Genomic DNA, 21644 nt, shown 5'->3' on the forward strand with positions numbered 1-21644 from the left:
TCATTCTCCTTGTGTGCCTGCTCTATCAGCGACGCGCCGACAGGAAACGGCTGTGGTATTCGAGCATGGGTGGAGAGCGGTGGGCAATCGCGCGGCGCCCAGCTCGGCTTCTTGCCCCGGCTGTCACGAGAGTCGAGAGACAAAAAGGGCCGCTGTTGCCAGCGGCCCTTTTGTTTCGCGGGAGAGGTCGCCCCCTCCACCAAATCGCTTTGCGATTTGGTCCCCCTCCCCCGCTTCGCAGGGGAGGAGCTTTGTTACTCCGCCGCTTCCTGCGGGGCCGGGCCTTCGAGTTGGGGAACGGGCACGTTGGTCTTCGCCTGCTCCTCCTGGATCGCCCGGTCGCGCTCGGTCGCCACGTGCCGGAGGCGCGCGATGGCGCCGCCGGTGCCGGCCGGGATGAGGCGGCCGACGATGACGTTCTCCTTGAGGCCTTCCAGCGTGTCGACCTTGCCGTTGACGGCGGCATCGGTGAGCACGCGGGTGGTCTCCTGGAACGAGGCGGCCGAGAACACCGAGCGCGTCTGCAGCGACGCCTTGGTGATGCCCAGCAGCACCGGACGGCCTTCGGCGATCTTGCCGCCGGCCTCCGTCGCCTTGGCATTGGCCTCGTCGAGCTCGAGCTGGTCGACCTGCTCGCCCGCGAGCAGCGTGGTCTCGCCGCCCTCGATGACTTCCTGCTTCTGCATCATCTGGCGGCAGATCACTTCGATGTGCTTGTCGTTGATCTTCACGCCCTGCAGACGATAGACGTCCTGGATCTCCTTCACGAGGTAGGTCGCCAGTTCCTCCATGCCCTTGATGCGCAGGATGTCGTGCGGCGAGGGGTTGCCTTCGACGATGTAGTCGCCCTTCTCCACATAGTCGCCCTCGCGGACCGAGATGTGCTTGCCCTTCGGGATGAGATATTCCGTCGGATCGAGCTTCTCGTTGCGCGGGCGCACGATGACGCGACGCTTGTTCTTGTAGTCCTTGCCGAACTCGACGAAGCCGTCGGCTTCCGCGAGCACTGCGGCTTCCTTCGGCTTGCGCGCCTCGAACAGCTCCGCCACGCGCGGCAGGCCGCCCGTGATGTCGCGGGTCTTGGCGCCCTCGGTCGGGATGCGCGCGAGCACGTCGCCGGCGCGGACCTCCGAACCGTCCTCGACCGAGAGGATGGCGTCGATGGACAGCGCATAGCGCGCCTCGCCGCCGCCCGGCACCTGGACCGTCTTGCCCTTCTTGTCGATGATGACGATGGTCGGACGCAGCTCCGTCGCTTTCGCGCCGGTGCCGGTGCGGCTGTCGATCACCACCTTGTTGGACACGCCGGTCTTCTCGTCCGACACGTCGCGGAACGAGACGCCCGAGACGAGCTCCTCGTACTTCACCGTGCCGTCGACGTCGGTGAGGACGGGCAGCGAGTTCGGGTTCCACTCGGCGAGACGATCGCCGCGCTTCACCGTCGAGCCGTCGTCCACCTTCAGGCGGGCGCCGTAGACGATGCGGTAGCTCGCACGCTCCTGGCCCTTCGGATCGGTGATGACCGCCTGCATGTTGCGGCCCATCGCGATCAGCTCGCCGTCGGTGTTCTTGACGATGTTGCGGTTCACCATCTTGATCTTGCCGTCATAGGACGCCTCGATCTTCGACTGACCCGCGACCTGCGCCGCGCCGCCGATGTGGAAGGTGCGCATGGTGAGCTGGGTGCCCGGCTCGCCGATCGACTGCGCCGCGATCACGCCGACCGCCTCGCCGATATTGACCGAGGTGCCGCGGGCCAGGTCGCGCCCGTAGCACTTGCCGCAGACGCCGTCCTTGAGCTCGCAGGTCAGCACCGAGCGGACGCGGACGCGCTGGATGTGCGAGCCCTCGATCCGGTCGGCGATGTCTTCGGTCACTTCCTTGCCGCGCTTGACGATCACTTCGCCCGTGTCCGGGTGCTTGACGTCTTCCGCCGCGGTGCGGCCCAGGATGCGCTCGGCCAGCGAGGACACCACCGTGCCGCCGTCGATCTCGGCCTGGACGTAGACGCCCTTCTTGGTGCCGCAATCCTCGGTGGTGATGATGCAGTCGTTCGCCACGTCGACCAGACGGCGGGTCAGGTAGCCCGAATTCGCCGTCTTGAGCGCGGTGTCGGCCAGACCCTTGCGGGCGCCATGGGTCGAGTTGAAGTACTCGAGCACGGTGAGGCCTTCCTTGAAGTTCGACAGGATCGGCGTCTCGATGATCGAGCCGTCGGGACGCGCCATCAGGCCGCGCATGCCGGCGAGCTGCTTCATCTGCTGCGGCGAGCCGCGGGCACCCGAATGGCTCATCATGTAGATGGAGTTCATCTCCTCCATGCGGCCCGTCTTCGGGTCGATCTTGGATTCCGAAATCTCCTTCATCATTTCCGTGGCCACGAGGTCGGTGCACTTGGACCACACGTCGACGACGAGGTTGTACTTCTCCTTGTCGGTCGTCAGGCCGTCCAGGTACTGCTGCTCGTATTCGCGGACGCGATGGCGCGTCTCGTCGATGCGCTTCTCCTTGGTCGGCGGCACGACCATGTCGTCCTTGCCGAAGGAGATGCCGGCCTTGCAGGCTTCACGGAAGCCCAGGCCCATCACCGCATCGGCGAACAGCACGGTCTCCTTCTGGCCGCAGTGACGATAGACCTCGTCGATGATGTGCGACACCTCCTGCTTGCGCAGCAGCTTGTTCACCAGCGCGAACGGCACCTTGGGATGGCGCGGCAGGATCTCCGCGATCATCATGCGGCCGGGCGTGGAGTCCACGCGCAGCGTCACCGGATTGCCCTCGGCGTCGACCGTCTTGTAGCGGCACTTGATCTTGGCGTGCAGCGTGACGGCATTCGAGAACAGGGCGTGCTCGATCTCGCCGATGTCGTTGAACACCATGCCCTCGCCGGGCTCGTTCGGGCGTTCCTGGCTCAGGTAGTAGAGACCCAGGACGATGTCCTGCGTCGGCACGATGATCGGCTTGCCGTTGGCGGGGCTGAGGATGTTGTTGGTCGACATCATCAGCACGCGCGCTTCCAATTGCGCTTCAAGGCTCAAAGGAACGTGCACGGCCATCTGGTCGCCGTCGAAGTCGGCGTTGAAGGCGGTGCAGACCAGCGGATGGAGCTGGATCGCCTTGCCCTCGATCAGCACGGGCTCGAAGGCCTGGATGCCCAGGCGATGCAGCGTCGGGGCGCGGTTGAGCAGCACCGGATGCTCGCGGATCACCTCTTCGAGGATGTCCCAGACCTCCGGCTTCTCCTTCTCGACCAGCTTCTTGGACTGCTTGACCGTCTGGCTGAAGCCCTTGGCCTCGAGCCGCGCATAGATGAACGGCTTGAACAGCTCGAGCGCCATCTTCTTGGGCAGGCCGCACTGGTGCAGCTTGAGCTCGGGGCCGACCACGATGACCGAACGGCCCGAATAGTCGACGCGCTTGCCCAGAAGGTTCTGGCGGAAGCGGCCCTGCTTGCCCTTGAGCATGTCGGCGATCGACTTCAGCGGACGCTTGTTGGCGCCCGTGATGACGCGGCCGCGGCGGCCGTTGTCGAACAGCGCGTCGACCGATTCCTGCAGCATGCGCTTTTCGTTGCGCACGATGATGTCCGGCGCCTTGAGCTCGATGAGGCGCTTGAGGCGGTTGTTGCGGTTGATGACGCGGCGATAGAGGTCGTTGAGGTCCGAGGTGGCGAAACGGCCGCCATCCAGAGGAACCAAAGGCCGCAGGTCCGGCGGGATGACCGGGACGACGGTGAGGATCATCCATTCCGGGCGGTTGCCGGAATCGATGAAGGCCTCGACCACCTTCAGGCGCTTGACGAGCTTCTTCTGCTTCTCGCCGCCATTGGAGCCGGAGATGTCGACCCGCAGCTGGTCGCGCAGCCGCTCGAGGTCGATCGCCATCAGCAGCTTGCGGATGGCCTCGGCGCCGATCTCGGCGGTGAAGCTGTCGTTGCCGTAATCGTCCTGCGACTTGTAGAACTCGTCCTCGGTCAGGAGCTGGCGCTCCTTGAGGGGGGTGAGGCCCGGCTCGATGACGATGTAGTTCTCGAAGTAGAGGACGCGTTCCAGGTCCTTCAGCGTCATGTCAAGCATCAGGCCGATGCGCGAGGGCAGCGACTTGAGGAACCAGATATGCGCCACCGGGCTCGCGAGCTCGATATGCGCCATGCGGTCGCGGCGCACCTTCTGCACCGTGACCTCGACGCCGCACTTCTCGCAGACGATGCCCTTGTACTTCATGCGCTTGTACTTGCCGCACAGGCACTCGTAGTCCTTCACCGGCCCGAAGATGCGGGCGCAGAACAGGCCGTCACGCTCGGGCTTGAACGTGCGGTAGTTGATCGTCTCGGGCTTCTTCACCTCGCCGTGCGACCAGCGCAGGATCTGGTCCGGGGAGGCGAGCGAGATCTTGATCCGATCGAATGTCGGGATCTCCTTCACGCCGCCGAAGACGTTTGTCAGTTCCTGGTTGGCACGCGCCGCGTCGCGACGATGCGATCTTGCTTCAGTCTCGAAACCTTCAGCCATTGAGCAGCTCCACATTCAGCGACAGCGAACGCATTTCCTTGACGAGGACGTTGAACGATTCCGGAATACCGGCCTCGAACGTGTCTTCGCCCCGTACGATCGCTTCGTACACTTTGGTTCTTCCCGCCACGTCGTCCGACTTCACAGTCAGGATTTCCTGCAGCGTATAGGCGGCGCCGTAAGCCTCGAGCGCCCAGACCTCCATCTCGCCGAAACGCTGGCCGCCGAACTGGGCCTTGCCGCCCAGGGGCTGCTGCGTCACGAGAGAATAAGGGCCGATCGAACGCGCGTGGATCTTGTCGTCCACCAGATGGTTCAGCTTCAGCATGTAGATGTAGCCGACCGTGACGTTGCGCTTGAACGACTCGCCGGTGCGCCCGTCATAGAGCGTCACCTGGCCGGAATCGGTCAGGCCCGCCTGGCGGAGCATGTCGACGATGTCCTTCTCCTTGGCGCCGTCGAACACCGGCGTCGAGATCGGGATGCCGGGGCGCAGATTGTCGCCCAGCTCCAGCAGCGCCGGCTCGTCGAGCTCCTTGAGGCGCTCGTCGTCGCCGTAGAACGCCTTGAGCTGCTTGCGCAGCGGCTCGTACTTGCCGTCGCGCTTCACCTTGTCGAGCGTCTCGCCGATCATCTTGCCGAGGCCCGAACAGGCCCAGCCGAGATGGGTCTCGAGGATCTGGCCGACGTTCATGCGCGAGGGCACGCCGAGCGGATTGAGCACGACGTCGACCGCCGTGCCGTCTTCCAGATGCGGCATGTCCTCGATCGGAACGATGCGGCTGATGACGCCCTTGTTGCCGTGGCGGCCGGCCATCTTGTCGCCGGGCTGCAGCTTGCGCTTCACCGCGACGAACACCTTGACCATCTTCATGACGCCGGGCGACAGCTCGTCGCCGCGGCGCAGCTTGTCGACCTTGTCGGCGAAGCGCTTGTCGAGGCGGGCCTTGGACTCGTCGTACTGCTTGCGCATGCCTTCGAGCTCGGCCATCGCCTTCTCGTTGCGCAGGCCGATCTGCCACCACTGGTGCTTGGCGATGGTGTCGAGCACCGCCTGGGTGATCTTGGTGTCAGGCGCCATGCCCTTGGGGCCGTGCGCCGCGGTCTTGCCCAGCAGGATCTCCTGCAGGCGCGCGAAGATGTTGCGCTCCAGGATCGCGAGCTCGTCGTCGCGGTCCTCGGCCAGGCGCTCTTCTTCGGCCTTCTCGATCGCCATGGCGCGCTGGTCCTTGTCGACGCCGTGACGGTTGAAGACGCGGACCTCGACCACCGTGCCGGTGACGCCCGGCGGGACGCGGAGCGAGGTGTCGCGCACGTCGGCCGCCTTCTCGCCGAAGATGGCGCGCAGCAGCTTCTCTTCCGGCGTCATCGGGGTCTCGCCCTTCGGCGTCACCTTGCCGACCAGGATGTCGCCCGCGACGACTTCGGCACCGATATAGGTGATGCCGGCCTCGTCCAGGTTCTTGAGGTTCTCCTCGCCCACATTCGGGATGTCGCGGGTGATCTCCTCGGGACCGAGCTTGGTGTCGCGCGCCTGGGTCTCGAACTCCTCGATATGGATCGAGGTGAAGACGTCGTCGCGGACGATGCGCTCGGAGATGAGGATGGAGTCCTCGAAGTTGTAGCCGTTCCACGGCATGAACGCGACGAGCGCGTTCTTGCCGAGCGCCAGCTCGCCGAGCTGGGTCGACGGACCGTCGGCGATGATGTCGCCCTTGCGCAGCAGGTCGCCCACCTTCACCAGCGGACGCTGGTTGATGCAGGTCGAGGCGTTGGAGCGCTGGAACTTCCGCAGGCGGTAGATGTCGATGCCCGGCTTGGTGGGATCGGCCTCTTCCGTGGCGCGGATGACGATACGCGTGGCGTCGACCTGGTCGACGACGCCGGCGCGGCGCGCCGAGATCGCCGAGCCGGAATCGCGCGCCACCACTTCCTCCATGCCGGTGCCGACCAGCGGCGCCTCGGGACGGAGCAGCGGCACGGCCTGGCGCTGCATGTTCGAGCCCATCAGGGCGCGGTTGGCGTCGTCGTTCTCGAGGAACGGGACGAGCGCCGCGGCGACGGAGACGAGCTGCTTGGGCGAAACGTCGATGAACTCGACCTGGTCGGGCGTGGTCATGACGAAGTTGCCGCCCTTGCGGCAGGACACGAGCTCGTCGTTCAGCCGGTTGCGGGCGTCGATCGTCGCGTTGGCCTGGGCGATGGTGTACTTCGCCTCTTCCATCGCCGAGAGGTAGATGACCTCGTCGGTGACGTGCTTGTTGTTCACCTTGCGGTACGGGCTTTCGATGAAGCCGTACTTGTTGACGCGCGCATAGGTCGCCAGCGAGTTGATCAGGCCGATGTTCGGGCCTTCCGGCGTCTCGATCGGGCAGATGCGGCCGTAATGCGTCGGATGCACGTCGCGCACCTCGAAGCCGGCACGCTCGCGGGTCAGACCGCCCGGCCCGAGCGCCGACATGCGGCGCTTGTGGGTGAGCTCCGACAGCGGGTTCTGCTGGTCCATGAACTGGCTGAGCTGCGACGAGCCGAAGAACTCGCGCACCGCGGCCGCCACAGGCTTGGCGTTGATCAGGTCGTGCGGCATGACCGTGTCGATGTCGACCGCGCTCATCCGCTCCTTGATCGCCCGTTCCATGCGAAGGAGTCCGACGCGGAACTGGTTCTCCATGAGCTCGCCGACCGAACGCACGCGGCGGTTGCCGAGATTGTCGATGTCGTCGATCTCGCCGCGGCCGTCGCGCAGTTCCGTGAGGGCCTTGAGGATCGCCAGGATGTCTTCCTTGCGCAGCGTCCGGTAGGTGTCGGGCGCGTCGAGGTTCAGGCGCATGTTCATCTTCACGCGGCCGACCGCCGAGAGGTCGTAGCGCTCGGAGTCGAAGAAGAGCTGGCCGAACAGCGTCTCCGCCGTGTCCAGCGTCGGCGGCTCGCCGGGACGCATGACGCGGTAGATGTCGATCAGGGCCTGCTCGCGGGAGTGGTTCTTGTCCACCGCCAGCGTGTTGCGGACATAGCCGCCGACCGTGATGCCGTCGACGTTGATGATGCTGATCTCGTTCTCGCCGGCTTCCAGCAGCGTGGCGATGTTCTCCGAGGTCAGCTCGTCGCCGGCCTCGACATAGATCTCGCCCGTCTCGGGATTGACCATGTCGAGCGCGGAGAAGCGGCCGAGCAGCTCGTCTTCCTGCATCGCGATCTGCTTGATGCCGTCTTCCTGCCATTTGCGCAGCAGGCGGGCGGTGATCTTCGAGCCGGCTTCCGCGATGACCTCGCCGGTCTTGGCGTTCTTCCAGTCGGCGTTGACCTTGGCGTTGCGCATCCAGCCCGGCTCGACCGGGGTGTGCCAGGAACCGTCCTTGTGATGCTTGAAGCCGATCTTGACGAAGAAGTAGTCGAGGATCTCTTCCTGCGTCAGGCCCAGCGCATAGAGCAGCGTCGTCGCCGGCAGCTTGCGGCGACGGTCGATGCGGACATGGATGATGTCCTTGGCGTCGAACTCGAAGTCGAGCCACGAGCCGCGATAGGGGATGACGCGGGCAGCGAACAGGAGCTTGCCCGAGGAATGGGTCTTGCCCTTGTCGTGGTCGAAGAAGACGCCCGGCGAGCGGTGCATCTGCGAGACGATCACGCGCTCGGTGCCGTTGATGATGAAGGTGCCGTTCTCGGTCATGAACGGAACGTCGCCCATATAGACGTCCTGCTCCTTGATGTCCTTGACCGACTTGGCGCCCGTCTCCTGGTCCACATCGAACACGATGAGGCGCAGCGTCACCTTGAGCGGCGCGGCGAAGGTCATGGAGCGCTGCTGGCACTCCTCGACGTCGTATTTGGGCTCTTCGAAGTGGTAGTCGACATATTCGAGGAGCGAGGATTCGGAGAAATCCTTGATCGGGAAGACGTGCTTGAACACCGTCTCCAGACCCTCATCCTTGCGGCTGCCTTCCGGCTTCTCGACCTGGAGGAACTGGTCGTAGGAGGTCTTCTGGACCTCGATGAGGTTGGGCATCTCCGCGACCTCGGCGATCTTGCCGAAGTATTTGCGAAGCCTTTTGCGTCCGGTGAACGAGAGGGTCATTCTTGCGTCCTTGTCGCGGCCATAATTGACCGCTTATTGGTCCGAATAATTGCAAAACCAATGGCAAACGCCACCGACCCTCCCGACGGACGAATCGTCGGGAGGGGGTGGGTTGAACGAAATATGTACGCGGGGTGGGTTCTTCAACCCTCCACGCCTCCTTTACTTGAGTTCCACCTTGGCACCGGCGTCCTCGAGCTGCTTCTTGATCTTGGCGGCCTCGTCCTTCGAGACGTCCGCCTTGACTTCCTTCGGCGCGCCCTCGACCAGGTCCTTGGCTTCCTTGAGGCCCAGGCCGGTGATCGCACGCACTTCCTTGATCACGTTGATCTTCTTGTCGCCGGCGTCGGTCAGGACGACGGTGAACTCGGTCTTCTCGACCGCGGCGGCGGCGGCAACCGGCGCGGCAGCGGCGGCGGCAACCGGCGCGGCAGCCGAAACGCCCCACTTCTCTTCGAGAAGCTTGGCGAGGTCGGCGGCTTCCAGGACCGTGAGGCCCGACAGGTCTTCAACGAGTTGTTCGATCTTCGACATTTTCTAAAGTTCCTTGGTTTGGTTGGGTTTGATGTTGATGGGTTGTCGCTACTACGCGGCGTCCTTCTCGGAATACGCGCTGATGACGCGGGCGAGCTGACCGGCCGGGGCTTGGAGAATCCCGGCGATCTTCGTGGCGGGTGCAACCAGCAGCCCCACGATCTTGCCCCTCAGCTCGTCGAGCGACGGCAGGGTTGCGAGGGCTTTGACGCCGTTCGCATCCAATGTCGTCACCCCGACCGAACCGCCGAGGATCACGAGCTTTTCGTTGTCCTTGGCGTAGGCGACCGCCACCTTCGAAGCCGCGATCGGGTCTTTGCTGTACGCAATCCCGGTCGGGCCCTTGAACAGGTGGGCGATGCCTTCAACGGCCGTTCCTTGGAGCGCGCGCACCGCCAGACGGTTCTTCGCCACCTTGAACGAGGCTCCGGCCGCGCGCATGCGGGACCGGAGATCGCTCATTTGTGCGACCGTCATGCCGGAATAGTGGGCGACAACCAGGGAGCCGGCATTCGTGAAGACGCCATTCAGCTCTTCGACGACTTCCGCTTTCTCTGCTTTGTCCACTTCTGCTCCTTTTTGTCGGCCTACCGCTTCGCGACTTGAGGCCGGGGTAGCCCGGTGGTTCGCTTGGCGCCTAGACCAACTCTCAACAGCAACCGTGGCGATCCGGCCGCTGCCCTGTGACACACAAATCCTGTCCCAGGGCTCAAACCCGAAGCGCGAGGTTGCCCTCGAATTTCGGTTCCTTCCCTGTCTGCGCTGGAAATTTAAGTCCTCGCGGACTCCAGCGGTCTCGGACAGTTCGGATCATCGCCGATCCGAATTCTTCAATTCACGCCACCTTGTCATCCCCGGCCGAGCGGCGAAGCCGCGAGGGGAAGGGGACCCAGGTGTCCAACGCCGCGCCGGTCTTTCCCACCTGGGTCCCCTTCCCTCGGTCCGCTTCGCGGACCTCGCCGGGGATGACAAGTGGTGCTGAGCGGCGGGCTAGCTCATCAGGCCTCCGCACCGCCGGCGCCGACCGAGGACAGGGCGATCTTCACGCCCGGGCCCATCGTCGAGGACAGCGACACCTTCTTCATGTAGACGCCCTTAGCGCCCGTCGGCTTGGCCTTCATCACGCTGTCGACGAAGGACTTCACGTTCTGGACGATGGCGTCCTCGCTGAAGCTCGCCTTGCCGACGCCGGCCTGGACGATGCCCGCCTTCTCGACGCGGAACTCGACCGCGCCGCCCTTGGCGTCCTTGATCGCCTGGGTCACGTCCATCGTCACCGTGCCGACGCGCGGGTTCGGCATCAGGTTGCGCGGGCCCAGGACCTTACCGAGGCGGCCGACGATGCCCATCATGTCGGGCGTCGCGATGCATTTGTCGAAATTGATCTCGCCCTTGGTCACCTGCTCGGCGAGGTCTTCGGCGCCGACGATGTCGGCACCGGCCTTCTTGGCCTCTTCCGCCTTGGCGCCCTTGGCGAACACCGCCACGCGCAGCGTGCGGCCCGTGCCGTTCGGCAGTGCGGAGACGCCGCGCACCATCTGGTCGGCATGGCGCGGATCGACGCCGAGATTGATCGACAGCTCGATCGTCTCGTCGAACTTCGCGGTCGCCCGCGACTTGATCAGCTTGACCGCGTCTTCGACGGCATAGGCCTTGTTGGCGTCGACGCCTTCGACGGCCTTCTTGTATCGCTTGGAAAGAGTCATGGCCGTTACCCCTTCACCTGGATGCCCATCGAGCGCGCAGAGCCCTCGATCATCAGCATCGCCATTTCGACATCGTTCGCGTTGAGGTCCTTCATCTTGGCCTCGGCGATCTGGCGGATCTGGTCCTTGGTGACCGTGCCGGCCGAGGTCAGGCCCGGCGACTTGGAGCCCGAAGTCAGCTTGGCCGCCTTCTTCAGATAGAAGGACGCTGGCGGCGTCTTCATCTCGAAGGTGAAGGACTTGTCCGAGAACACGGTGATGGTCACCGGGATCGGGGTGCTCTTCTCCTGGTCCTGCGTCTTGGCGTTGAACGCCTTGCAGAACTCCATGATGTTCAGGCCGCGCTGGCCCAGCGCGGGGCCGATCGGCGGCGACGGATTGGCCGCGCCGGCGGGCACCTGCAGCTTGATGTAACCGGTAATCTTCTTTGCCATTTTATCACCGCCTCCTTTGTTGCGGTTTAGCGGTTCGAACGAGGCCGAAGCCTCTCCCGCGCTTCAATCAGGTCAAACCTTCTCGACCTGGGTGAATTCCAATTCGACCGGCGTCGCGCGGCCGAAGATCGAGACCGCGACCTTCACGCGGCTGCGGTCCTCGTCGACCTCTTCCACCGTACCGGTGAAGGAGGTGAAGGGACCGTCGGCGACGCGCACCTGTTCGCCGATCTCGAAGGTGATCGTCGACTTCGGATTCTCCGCACCCTCGGTGACCTGGTTGAGGATGCGGTCGACCTCGGCCTGGCGCAGCGGCATCGGCTTGTTGTTCTGGCCGAGAAAGCCCGTGACCTTCGCGACGTTCTTGACCAGGTGATAGCAGTGGTCGGTCAGATGCGCGTGCAGCAGCACATAGCCGGGCAGGAATTTGTGCTCCGCCTTGACCTTCTGGCCGCGGCGCACTTCGAGGACTTCCTCGGTCGGCACCACGACGTCCACGATCTCTTCCTCGAGGCCCTGGAGCTTGGCCTGGCGCTTGATCTCCTCGGCCACCTTCTTCTCGAAGTTCGAGTAGGTGTGGACGATGTACCACTTGGCGTTGACGTTTACGGTCTTGGTTCCAGCTTCGCTCATCGTCTTAGCCCGCCGCGCCGATCAAGAGTTTCTCGCCATACGCGAACAGCGCATCGATGCCGAAGAAGAACACCATGGTGACGCCGACCATGATGAAGACCATCGCCGAGGTCAGCCAGGTCTCCTTCCAGGTCGGCCAGGTGACCTTCTTGCGCTCGCGATCGACCTCGCTGAAGAACGCGAGCGGATTGCTGCGACGGCGCACCGGCGCCGGCAAATCCTTGCCCGCCGCATCGGCCGTCTTTTTCGTCGCGTCTGCCATCTTACCTTCGTCTTATCCGCTTAAAATTACTGGCAGGAGTGGAGGGACTCGAACCCACGGCCTACGGTTTTGGAGACCGCCGCTCTACCAACTGAGCTACACTCCTAGATGCAGGGCTCGGGCTATCCCGCTTCGCGGGCCCTCGCCCTGCAGACTCTGGTTACAGTCCTTCCCGTTCCTCGTTCCGTCCTTTGCGTTCGGCGCTTGGACGACTTACTTCAGAATCTTGGCGACGACGCCCGAGCCGACGGTGCGGCCGCCTTCGCGGATGGCGAAGCGCAGCTTCTCTTCCATCGCGATCGGCACGATCAGCTCGACCTCGATCGACACGTTGTCGCCCGGCATCACCATCTCGGTGCCTTCCGGAAGCTTCACGATCCCCGTCACGTCCGTCGTGCGGAAATAGAATTGCGGCCGGTAGTTCGCAAAGAACGGCGTGTGACGGCCGCCCTCGTCCTTCGTCAGGATGTAGACCTCCGCCGCGAAGTTCGTGTGCGGCGTCACCGAGCCCGGCTTGGCCAGGACCTGGCCGCGCTCCACGCCCTCGCGCTCCACGCCGCGCAGCAGCGCCCCGATATTGTCGCCCGCCTGGCCCTGGTCGAGCAGCTTGCGGAACATCTCGACGCCCGTCACCGTGGTCGAGCTGGTCGGACGGATGCCGATGATCTCCACCGTCTCGCCCACCTTCACGATGCCGCGCTCCACGCGCCCCGTCACAACCGTGCCGCGGCCCGAGATCGAGAACACGTCCTCGATCGGCATCAGGAAGGGCTGGTCGATCGGACGCTCCGGCTGCGGGATGTAGGCGTCGACCGCCTCCATCAGCTTGAGGATCGCGTCGTGGCCCATCTCCTTGTTCTTGTCTTCCAGCGCCATCAGCGCCGAGCCCCGGATGATCGGGATGTCGTCGCCCGGGAAGCTGTAGGACGAGAGGAGCTCGCGCACCTCCATCTCCACAAGCTCCAGGAGCTCCGGATCGTCGACCATGTCGCACTTGTTCAGGAACACCACCAGCGCCGGCACGCCGACCTGACGCGCCAGCAGGATGTGCTCACGGGTCTGCGGCATCGGGCCGTCGGCCGCCGACACCACCAGGATGCCGCCGTCCATCTGGGCCGCGCCCGTGATCATGTTCTTCACATAGTCGGCGTGCCCGGGGCAGTCGACATGCGCGTAGTGCCGGTTCGCCGTCTCGTACTCGACATGCGCCGTCGAGATCGTGATGCCGCGCGCCTTCTCTTCCGGCGCCTTGTCGATCTGGTCGTACGCCGTGAACGTCGCCCCGCCCGTCTCCGCCAGGATCTTCGTGATCGCGGCCGTCAACGACGTCTTGCCATGGTCCACATGGCCGATCGTCCCGATGTTGCAATGCGGCTTGTTACGCTCGAATTTGGCCTTCGCCATAACCTTTTGTCCTTCGTTCTTCGTGTTCCGCTTGCGCGGGAATTCTTTGTTCGTCAGCCCCACCGGCCGGGCCGGAGTTTGGAGCGGGTGAAGGGAATCGAACCCTCGTCATCAGCTTGGAAGGCTGTTGCTCTACCATTGAGCTACACCCGCCTCAGTCGCCTTCCTTCTTCGTCTCTTCCTTCTCAGCGTCCCCAGCCGGCCTGCCTTCGCCCTCCGGGCTTCGGCGTGACAGCCTCCTCGCTTCGCGAGCGAAGGCTGGTGGAGGGGGTTGGATTCGAACCAACGTAGGCGTAGCCAACGGATTTACAGTCCGTCCCCTTTAGCCACTCGGGCACCCCTCCAATTTTCTCAACCGGTTCAACCCTTTACGCACCAACTCCGGGAGGCAAAGGAGCGCGTCCGCTTCAAGGAACGGAACGTGTCTGAATACCTTTCGGAGGGTGGGCTGCGGACCGGGGGTTATTGCCCCAGCCGGACGGGCTGTCAACAGTTTATTAGCGCGGAACAGGCATGAAAACGCCCCCGCGATCAACAGCTTGGGGGAAGGCTAACCCTGGGCCGGCGGCGGGCACAAGCGAATTGATCGCTTGACACAAGCCGATTCCCTTACTGGTTAAGGGGACTAGCTGCTCCATTGCCTGAAACGAACCATGCTTGTCATCCCGGCCGACCCGGCGAAAGCCGGGGGAGAGCCGGGACCCATCGAGCGTGATACGCGATGGGTCCCGGCTCTGCGATGCTGCCGCATCGCTTGGCCGGGATGACAAAGGTTTATCGGCTTTGACTGCGTACGGACTTCAGAGCGCCTGCGACAGCCCCACGAAGAAGCCGCGCCTCGGACCGAACTGGGGCGCGCCGACGCCCACGCCGGTTCCGTCCCGGATCTCGTATTTCGCGTCCAGCAGGTTGATCACGTCGAACCGCGTGGTCAGGCCTTTCCCGGTTCCCCAGATGTCGAAGGTTCGGGCGACCCCGAGATTGACCTGGGTGTAGTCCGGGACGTGATCGCCATTCGGTGTCAGGCCATCGCGCCGCAGGCCCGAGCCGTAGAGCAGATCGGTGCTGAAGCGGAACTCCCGCCATTGGTAGGAGGCGCCGGCTGAGACGGTGACGATCTGCTGGTGGTCCAGCGGGATGTAGTGGGTCGCGATATAGGCGAGGTCGGCCGGATCGAACTGGAACTGGCTGGAGACGATGTCGCGCCCGACCGCCCGCTCATAGGACGCATTGAGATAGGCGCTGAACGGGCCGCCATCGTCGTAATTGCTGGTGAACTCCATGCCGTATTGCCGCCCGTTGCGGTAGTTGAACGGGGTCAGGATGATCGGCGCGCCGAACTGGCCCTCGTCGATCATGTTGCGCGAGGCCTTGTAGAAGCCGTCGAGGCCCAGCGTGACGTTTTCCATGACCACCTGCTGGACACCGAGATCGTAGTAGTCGGCGCGCTCGGCCTTGGGCGTATCGTCGACATGGCTGCCGGAGGCGGCGGTGGTGCCGTCATACAGCGCGATGTCGGTCGAGCCGACCAGTTCGATCGGGGGCGGCGAGAAATAGCGCGAATAGCCGCCATGGACGGTGGTGGTGTCGGTCGGCGTCCAGACGAAGTTCACCCGCGGGCTGAGCTGGTCTTCGGAATCGAAGGCGCCGAACTGGTCGTAGCGCAGGCCGTAGTTCAGCGTCAGCGAGGGGATGATCTTCCATTCGTCCTGGACATAAAGGCTGTAGCTCCAGGCATGCTTGGTGCCGTCGTCGGCGATGGTGACCGGCGCGTCCGGCAGCGTCTGCAGGCCCGTGTTGTCGACGCCGAGGACCTGCGAAGCGGTCCGGCTCGCGATGTCGTCGGCCTGGAAGATCAGGCCGGCGCGCAGCGTGTGCGCGTCGCCGAGGTGATAGGCGCCTTCGGCCTGCACGCCGTAGGCGACGTCGCGCTTGTAGGCCGTCTGCGCGATGCCGTTGTAGAGCAGGTCGCCGACCGGATCGGGCGTGAAGAACAGGCTCGAATAGCGGCCATAGGCCGAGACCTGGATGTCCAGCGGACCGTCGGCGCGCAGATAGCTCAGGATGCCGTAATGGGTGGTCTCGCGCTGGTTCTCGTTGAGGTCGGCACTCGGAAACAGGGACTGGCCATTGGCGCTCAGTACGCCGCCCGGCCCCTGCCCGGTGATGCCGTCGACACCGCCGGGCTGCAGGCCGCGCTGGTTCGGGATCTGGAACATATCGTTCGAGGTGCCCAGGATCGCGGTCAGCGACGAGCTATCGTCGAGGATGTCCTGCAGATAGGCGAAGCCGTGCCACTGCTTGGTGCGGTCGTGCAGCGGATCGGACGAGCCGTCGGGCGACTCGATGCCCAGCGTGTTGGTCATGTAGTCGCCGGAGACGTAGTAGTTGAACGATCCCGACGAGCCGCCATAGTCGATGCTCGGCTCGATCTCGCCATGGCTGCCGCCATAGATCGACAGGTCGCCGCCCGGCTGGAACATGCCGTTCTTGGTCTGGATGTCGATGATGCCCGCAGTGCGCAGGCCGTATTCGGCGGGCAGCGCGCCGGTGATCAGCTTCAGCGAGCCGATGAAGCGCGGATCGAAGGTCTGGCCGAACACCGAGATACCTTCGGGGATGATGATGCCGTTGAGGCGGTATTGCAGGCCGTTGTGCTCGCCGCGGACGTGAAGCTGTCCGAAGGAGTCCTGCGCCACGCCGGGCGCCTGGAGCACGACCTGGTTGAGCAGGTTGTTGTCGCCGCCGGGCTGATTCTGGATGTCGGCGCTGGAGATCGAATAGGTCGAGGCGCCGGTCTGCGGCTGGATGCCGACACGGGCGGCGTCGAGCTTGGCCGCCGTCACGACGACGGTTTCGACGGTATCGGCGGCGGCGGCGGGAAACGCGGCGAGCGCCACGACGGCAGCGGTGGCCAGGAGAACGGAACGATGCATGTCACCCTCGGGATTCGGGCTCGTTTCCGCGCGAACGCATCGCGGAGCCGGAAAAGAGCCGGGAATGGGAAGCGACGGCGGGCAGCGCAGCGCTGCGCGCGGTCACGCGATCAACGGATGTCGATCAACCGAGGGGTGGAGCGCGGCCACGCCATATATGCGTGACGGCGGGAACGGCATGCGTCGTCTGGACGGCGACGGCGATGACCGAAATCGAGAGGAAGGGCAGCAGGGTGGCCGCCGCGGCCGGCGTAACGAAATGGCCGGCGCTCGCGAAGCTCTGGCAGAGCGGGCAGTTCGCCGGATCGTTCTTCGACGGCGACTTGTCCTGTCCGGGCGACGGCGCGGCCTTGCCATCGAACAGGTCGGCGAGCGCCGGTCCGCCGGACGAGGGAAGATGAATGTGAGTCTGGGTCACGAAACCCTGCAGCGCAAAGGCCAACAGGGTGAGGAACACCAGGGCGCGCGAAAGCGAGCCGCGCGGCGCGGCGCGGACCTTGGCTCTCGGGCGGTGGACTCGCGTCATGGCTGGAGCCAACCTTATTGCAGTGCAGCGGCCAAGCCAAATCCGCGTGATCGGTAAAGTTTGCGGATGTGGCACATTCGCCTATAAGCCGCGCCCATGGCACGCCCCGACCGAAAACCCGAGCGCCGCTCCGGCCCCAAGAAGCCCGAGCGCAAATTCTTCAAGCCGCAGCAGAAGCCCGAGAGCGGGCTGTGGCTTTACGGGCTGCACGCGGTCAAGGCCGCGCTGGCCAATCCCAGGCGGTTCGTGAAGCGCGCGGTCCTGACCGAACGCGCTGCCGAAGACGTGGGCAGCAAGCTTCTGGGCCGGGTGAAGCACGAGATTGCCGACATGCAGGCCGTCTCGAAGATCCTGCCGGAGAGCGCGGTGCACCAGGGCGTCGCGTTGCTGGTCGAGCCCCTGCCCCGGCGCGATCTGGATGCCATCCTCGGCGAGGTCCAGGGCAAACGCCGCGTCGTGCTGATCATGGACCAGATCACCGATCCCCATAATGCGGGCGCGATCCTGCGCACCGCGGCGGCGTTCGGGGTGAGCGCGGTCGTGGTGCAGGACCGGCACTCGCCGCCGGAAAGCGGCGTGCTGGCCAAGGCGGCATCGGGCGCGCTCGACATCGTGCCGCTGGCGGTCGTGGTGAACATCGCGCGCACGCTGGAGGAGCTCGGCAAGCAGGATTTCTGGCGCATCGCGCTGGCGGGCGACGGCGACATGACGCTGCGCGACGCGATGGACAAACGCGACGTCGCGCTGGTGGTCGGCTCGGAGGGCGACGGCATCCGCCGGCTGGTGCGCGAGCGCTGCGACGTGGCGGCCTATGTGCCGATCGATAGCGGGATGGAGAGCCTCAACGTGTCGAACGCGGCGGCGGTCGCGCTGTACGAAGTGACGCGGGGATAGCGCAAAGCCACACGCCACGGCCCCTCACCTGGCTGGCGCTTCGCGCCAGCCGTCCTCTCCCGCTTCGCGGGCGAGGATCGTCAGAACAGCGCCGCGACGACGTTCTCGCCGCCGTAATTCTCGACGAACACCAGCACCTTGTAGCCCTGTGCCAGCTGCAGATTGCCCTGCGGATCGTGCATGAACAGGCCGTCATTGCTCATCGTCGCGGTGCGGCGGTCGAAGGCGAAGCGCGGCGCCAGGCCCTTGTACTGCGCCCGGATGAGGCCGAAGAGCAGCGCCGCATTCTCGGGCGCGATGCGGATGCAGCCGGCGCTGGCACGGCTGCCGAGCTGGGTCACTTCAAGGCCGACGGCGCCGTGGATCGCCAGACCGGTCTGGTAACCGTGGTTCTCCCAGTTGAAGAACATCGCGTGCGGCATCGGCTCGTGCCACTGACCCGAGAAGTGCTTCTTGTACATGCGGTCGGGATCGAGCTGGTAATAGCCCTGCGGCGTGTAGCTCGGCTGGCGCGTGCCGTTGGCGGCGATCTCCACCTTTTCGCGGCCGGTCGAGGCCGGCCAGTTGTAGAGCATGGCGAGATTGCCGGACGCGTCCTTGCGGAACACATACATGTGCTGCGCCCAGGGGCCGTTGTCGGCTTTGCTCACATAGAGGAACAGGCTGAAATTATCGAGCATCTCATGGGTGAGGTTGTCCTTGAGACGCATCGAGATGCGCACGAGCTCGGCCGGCGCGACGGACGCCGAGGCGGCCGGCGGCGGGACGAGCGACAGCGCGGGCTCGAGATGCTGGCGCGGCGTGACCTTGACCAATTTGGCTTCATGACCGGGCAGGATCGCGACGGCTGACGCGCCCGGGGCCGCGGCGGGCGCCGGCGTAGCCGCGACTGTGGGCTTCGCGGCGGTGGGCGGTGGGACGGTCACAGCCGCGTGCCGCGACGGCTTGGCGACGGTCGCGACGTTGCGCGGCGGAACGGCCGGCGTCTCGTCGCCCCAGATCGCGGCCACGACCGCTTCGCCGGCGCGATGCATGGCCGCGACGCCGGGATCGACAACGGTGTTTCGCGTGACGTCCAGGCCCAGCGCGACGGTCTGCCGGCTGGCCTGTTCCAGCGCCGGATGGCGGTCGAACAGGATCGCCACGCTGAAGGCAGCGGCGCCCAGCAGGTAGATCGTGCTCAGTCGGCGTAGGGGCGACATGGAATCCGGAGCGGTAGCCTGAACGCAGGATAACCAAAAAACTTGGCGCTGTCCCGGTTCGGGACGCCTCCAGGTTAACGCAAGTTCAGCTTTTTGGTCGCCCGGCCGCGGCGCCGCAGGCGTCCTGCGCTTCAGGATTGCGTCGGATCGCCCGGCAACCCGGCAAAGTTGTCGATCATGACAAGGACGCGAAGGCCGTCTGCCAGCACGATGTTGCCGGCCGCGTCGTGCGCCGCGAGGCCCGCGGTGTTGGTGGTGCCGCGCGCCGTGTCGAAGGTGAAGACGGGGACCTGGCCGCGCTCCTCCGCCAGGAAGCGGTGATAGAACGCGCTCGCCTTTTCGATCGGCAGGCGGACGCAGCCGCCCGAAGCGCGGTGGCCGATATCGGCGAGCTCATGCCGGCCGATGGCCGCATGGAGCGCCACGCCGGCCATCTTGGTGCGGTAGGAATAGTTCAGGAACATCGCCCAGGGCATCTGCGCATCGTTCCACTTGGCGGAGCGTGCCATGGGGAAGAAGCGGTGGACGTCGAGTTCGAAGAAGCCGGTCGGGGTCGCGGTGAAATACTGCTCGGCGCGCTCGCGGCCCGTGGAAATGGCGAAGCTCTCCTCCAAGGCCAGCGTCCCGTCGGCGTTCTTGTGGAAGAGGAACAGGCGCTGCGCCCAGGGGCCGCTCGCCGCCTTGCTCACATAGACGAAGGTGTCGAAATAGGGCGTCAGCGGCGGCGGCAGCCTGGCCGAGATGTGGGTCGCGACGCGGCCGGCTTCCTGCGCCAGCACGGCGGGATCGGGCGCTACCGTCTGCGGCGGCAGGGGCGCGGCGGCGACGGTGCCCGGCGGCAAAGTGGCGTGCGAGACCGCGCGGGCGACGACGCGCGGGCGCGCGGCACCGCGGCGCGGTTCGGCGACCAGGACCTTGACCATCGCGACGGGCTTGGCCGGCGGGAGTGACGCGGACCGGGGCGCCGCAGCCTGCTCCGTGACAGGCGCGGGCGCACGGCCGCTGAACGCGACCGCCCAGCCCATCGCGACGGACAGGATGGCCGTGGCGGCGGCGAGACCCTTCAAGTCGAGCATAGGTGGCAGACGATCCCCGAAGCACAGCGGCCGCATCCTGCCGCAAGAGGCGGGGGCAAGGCCAGCGGCCGATGTTTACGGGGCGACCTCGACGAGTTCGGCAGGCGGTGCGTGGCTGCGGGCGAGATCGGCCTTGAGCGAGCGGCTCGCCATCCAGAAACACCAGGCGGCGACCAGCCAGGTCAGGACCGTCGAGAGCATGGCCCAGCGGATCGAATCCTCGCCGAAGACCGGGCGCAGCAGGTCGCTCTCCCAGCCGACCAGCAGCGGACCGGTGCCGAAGCCGATGATGTTGAGGGTGAAGAGCAGGAGCGCCGCCGCCTGGGTGCGCATGCGCAGGGGTGCGAGGCTCTGCACCATCGCATAGCTCGGCGCGAGATAAGCGGCGCCGTTCATCACCGGGATCAGCGAGGCGAGGATCGCGACGACGATGTTGTCGGACAGGAAGAAGAACGGAAGCATCGGCAGGGCGAAGGCGATGAACACCAGGATCACATACATGTTCCAGCGCACGTCGCGCTTGGCGAGCCAGTCGGCGAGCACACCCGAGGCATAGGTGCCGACGCCACCGACCACGCCGAACAGCCCGCCGATCAGGAAGCCCCGCATCTCGGGCGTCAGATGGAAGACGCGGGAGAAGAAGACCGGCACGAAGGAATTGCCGGCATAGCCGCCGAACGACGCCATGGCCGTGCCCAGCGCGATGTAGCGGAAGGACTTGATCGAGAGGAGGTGACGGATGCTCTGGGCGAGGTGCGGCGCCGGTCCGGTATCCGCGAGGTTCTCGACCTGGCCGCGACGCGGCTCGGGCACGGTGAAGAGGAAGAGCAGCGCGATGACGAGGCCCGGCAGGCCGGCCGCCAGGAAGGCGCTGCGCCAGCCATAGCGCTGCTCGATCCAGCCGCCGCCGAAGAAGGCGAGGAGCAGGCCGATATTGAGCCCGGTGGCATAGAAGGACAGCGCCCCCGCCCGCTCCTTCGGCTCGTAGAGGTCGGAGATGATGGAGTTCACCGAGGGCGAGGTGCCGGCCTCGCCGATGCCGGTGCCGATGCGCGCCAAGACGAGCTGGCCGAAGGTCCGTGCATAGGCCGAGACGGCGGTCATCGCCGCGAACAGCACCATGGAGACCGCGATGACGTTGCGGCGGTTGGCCCGGTCGGCGAGCCAGGCCAGCGGCACGCCGAGCGTCGCATAGAGGATCGCGAAGACCGTGCCCGACAGGAAGCCGAGATCGGCGTCGCTGAGATGGAACTCCGCTTTGATCGACGGCAGCAGCTGGTTGAGGATGTTGCGGTCCAGATAATTGATCACATAGACCAGCGTCAGCATCACCAGGATGTAGCTGCGCGAGGTACCGCCGGCGCGCGCGGCGGTGCTGATGTTTTCGTCAGACAATGCGTCCCCCGCCCTGCCCCACTTGTCCTGGCCGCAACGACGGGCCATGACAGTTT

Annotated in this window: 15 protein-coding genes and 3 tRNA genes; 1 reads left to right on the top strand and 17 read right to left on the bottom strand. The window is 65.2% G+C overall.

Translation table 11 applies throughout. The features are described from left to right. Positions 1-254: 254 nt before the first annotated feature. The 14 genes from rpoC to WDM91_05195 form a co-directional block, all read right to left on the bottom strand. Entirely contained in the window at positions 255-4511 is a 4257-nt protein-coding gene (rpoC, locus tag WDM91_05130) for a DNA-directed RNA polymerase subunit beta' (GenBank protein ID MEI9993955.1), read from the bottom strand. Next, on the bottom strand, positions 4504-8586 hold the full coding sequence (rpoB, locus tag WDM91_05135; protein MEI9993956.1) for a DNA-directed RNA polymerase subunit beta: 4083 nt from the start codon (positions 8584-8586) through the stop codon (positions 4504-4506). The genes rpoC and rpoB overlap by 8 nt, the downstream gene beginning before the upstream one ends. 162 nt (positions 8587-8748) lie before the next feature. Continuing rightward, complete coding sequence (gene rplL, locus WDM91_05140; GenBank protein MEI9993957.1) at positions 8749-9120, bottom strand: 50S ribosomal protein L7/L12; 372 nt, start codon at positions 9118-9120, stop codon at positions 8749-8751. A gap of 51 nt (positions 9121-9171) precedes the next feature. Continuing rightward, complete coding sequence (rplJ, locus tag WDM91_05145; GenBank protein ID MEI9993958.1) at positions 9172-9687, bottom strand: 50S ribosomal protein L10; 516 nt, start codon at positions 9685-9687, stop codon at positions 9172-9174. Between the two features lie 431 nt (positions 9688-10118). Next, complete coding sequence (gene rplA, locus WDM91_05150) at positions 10119-10826, bottom strand: 50S ribosomal protein L1 (protein ID MEI9993959.1); 708 nt, start codon at positions 10824-10826, stop codon at positions 10119-10121. A gap of 5 nt (positions 10827-10831) precedes the next feature. Then, positions 10832-11260, bottom strand: a complete 429-nt coding sequence (rplK, locus tag WDM91_05155) for a 50S ribosomal protein L11 (protein MEI9993960.1) — start codon at positions 11258-11260, stop codon at positions 10832-10834. Between the two features lie 72 nt (positions 11261-11332). Beyond that, positions 11333-11893, bottom strand: coding sequence for a transcription termination/antitermination protein NusG (gene nusG, locus WDM91_05160; GenBank protein MEI9993961.1), 561 nt, complete (start codon positions 11891-11893; stop codon positions 11333-11335). 4 nt (positions 11894-11897) lie between these two features. Further along, the gene (secE, locus tag WDM91_05165; GenBank protein ID MEI9993962.1) at positions 11898-12155 is read right to left on the bottom strand and encodes a preprotein translocase subunit SecE; all 258 of its coding nucleotides are present in this window, start codon (positions 12153-12155) and stop codon (positions 11898-11900) included. Between the two features lie 30 nt (positions 12156-12185). Continuing rightward, a tRNA-Trp gene (locus WDM91_05170) sits at positions 12186-12261 on the bottom strand. 107 nt (positions 12262-12368) lie between these two features. Beyond that, positions 12369-13559 (bottom strand): elongation factor Tu, encoded by a 1191-nt coding sequence (tuf, locus tag WDM91_05175; GenBank protein MEI9993963.1) that lies wholly within the window; start codon positions 13557-13559, stop codon positions 12369-12371. 79 nt (positions 13560-13638) lie between these two features. Next, positions 13639-13712 (bottom strand) — tRNA-Gly (locus WDM91_05180). Between the two features lie 106 nt (positions 13713-13818). Further along, positions 13819-13903: transfer RNA gene (locus WDM91_05185), tRNA-Tyr, on the bottom strand. A 456-nt stretch (positions 13904-14359) separates the two neighbouring features. Next, complete coding sequence (locus WDM91_05190; GenBank protein MEI9993964.1) at positions 14360-16495, bottom strand: TonB-dependent receptor; 2136 nt, start codon at positions 16493-16495, stop codon at positions 14360-14362. Between the two features lie 124 nt (positions 16496-16619). Next, on the bottom strand, positions 16620-17021 hold the full coding sequence (locus WDM91_05195; protein ID MEI9993965.1) for a DUF2946 family protein: 402 nt from the start codon (positions 17019-17021) through the stop codon (positions 16620-16622). 96 nt (positions 17022-17117) lie between these two features. Between WDM91_05195 and rlmB the strand changes: the two genes are divergently transcribed. Beyond that, on the top strand, positions 17118-17915 hold the full coding sequence (gene rlmB / locus WDM91_05200; GenBank protein ID MEI9993966.1) for a 23S rRNA (guanosine(2251)-2'-O)-methyltransferase RlmB: 798 nt from the start codon (positions 17118-17120) through the stop codon (positions 17913-17915). An 80-nt stretch (positions 17916-17995) separates the two neighbouring features. Here rlmB and WDM91_05205 read toward each other — a convergent pair whose 3' ends face one another. The 3 genes from WDM91_05205 to WDM91_05215 all read right to left on the bottom strand — a co-directional run bounded on the left by WDM91_05205 (position 17996) and on the right by WDM91_05215 (position 21588). Then, on the bottom strand, positions 17996-19117 hold the full coding sequence (locus WDM91_05205; GenBank protein ID MEI9993967.1) for a L,D-transpeptidase: 1122 nt from the start codon (positions 19115-19117) through the stop codon (positions 17996-17998). Positions 19118-19248: 131 nt separating this feature from the next. Then, positions 19249-20193, bottom strand: a complete 945-nt coding sequence (locus tag WDM91_05210) for a L,D-transpeptidase family protein (protein ID MEI9993968.1) — start codon at positions 20191-20193, stop codon at positions 19249-19251. Between the two features lie 75 nt (positions 20194-20268). Then, a complete protein-coding gene (locus WDM91_05215; GenBank protein ID MEI9993969.1) occupies positions 20269-21588 on the bottom strand; it encodes an MFS transporter in 1320 nt (439 codons plus the stop codon). Between the last annotated feature and the right edge of the window lie 56 nt (positions 21589-21644).

It is taken from the genome of Rhizomicrobium sp. (genome assembly GCA_037200385.1).
Taxonomy (GTDB): domain Bacteria; phylum Pseudomonadota; class Alphaproteobacteria; order Micropepsales; family Micropepsaceae; genus Rhizomicrobium.

Coding starts and splice junctions, on each gene's coding strand:
- rpoC (MEI9993955.1), bottom strand. CDS start 4,511: ATGGCTGAAGGTTTCGAGACTGAAGCAAGATCGCATCGTCGCGACGCG.
- rpoB (MEI9993956.1), bottom strand. CDS start 8,586: ATGACCCTCTCGTTCACCGGACGCAAAAGGCTTCGCAAATACTTCGGC.
- rplL (MEI9993957.1), bottom strand. CDS start 9,120: ATGTCGAAGATCGAACAACTCGTTGAAGACCTGTCGGGCCTCACGGTC.
- rplA (MEI9993959.1), bottom strand. CDS start 10,826: ATGACTCTTTCCAAGCGATACAAGAAGGCCGTCGAAGGCGTCGACGCC.
- rplK (MEI9993960.1), bottom strand. CDS start 11,260: ATGGCAAAGAAGATTACCGGTTACATCAAGCTGCAGGTGCCCGCCGGC.
- nusG (MEI9993961.1), bottom strand. CDS start 11,893: ATGAGCGAAGCTGGAACCAAGACCGTAAACGTCAACGCCAAGTGGTAC.
- secE (MEI9993962.1), bottom strand. CDS start 12,155: ATGGCAGACGCGACGAAAAAGACGGCCGATGCGGCGGGCAAGGATTTG.
- tuf (MEI9993963.1), bottom strand. CDS start 13,559: ATGGCGAAGGCCAAATTCGAGCGTAACAAGCCGCATTGCAACATCGGG.
- WDM91_05190 (MEI9993964.1), bottom strand. CDS start 16,495: ATGCATCGTTCCGTTCTCCTGGCCACCGCTGCCGTCGTGGCGCTCGCC.
- WDM91_05195 (MEI9993965.1), bottom strand. CDS start 17,021: ATGACGCGAGTCCACCGCCCGAGAGCCAAGGTCCGCGCCGCGCCGCGC.
- rlmB (MEI9993966.1), top strand. CDS start 17,118: ATGGCACGCCCCGACCGAAAACCCGAGCGCCGCTCCGGCCCCAAGAAG.
- WDM91_05205 (MEI9993967.1), bottom strand. CDS start 19,117: ATGTCGCCCCTACGCCGACTGAGCACGATCTACCTGCTGGGCGCCGCT.
- WDM91_05210 (MEI9993968.1), bottom strand. CDS start 20,193: ATGCTCGACTTGAAGGGTCTCGCCGCCGCCACGGCCATCCTGTCCGTC.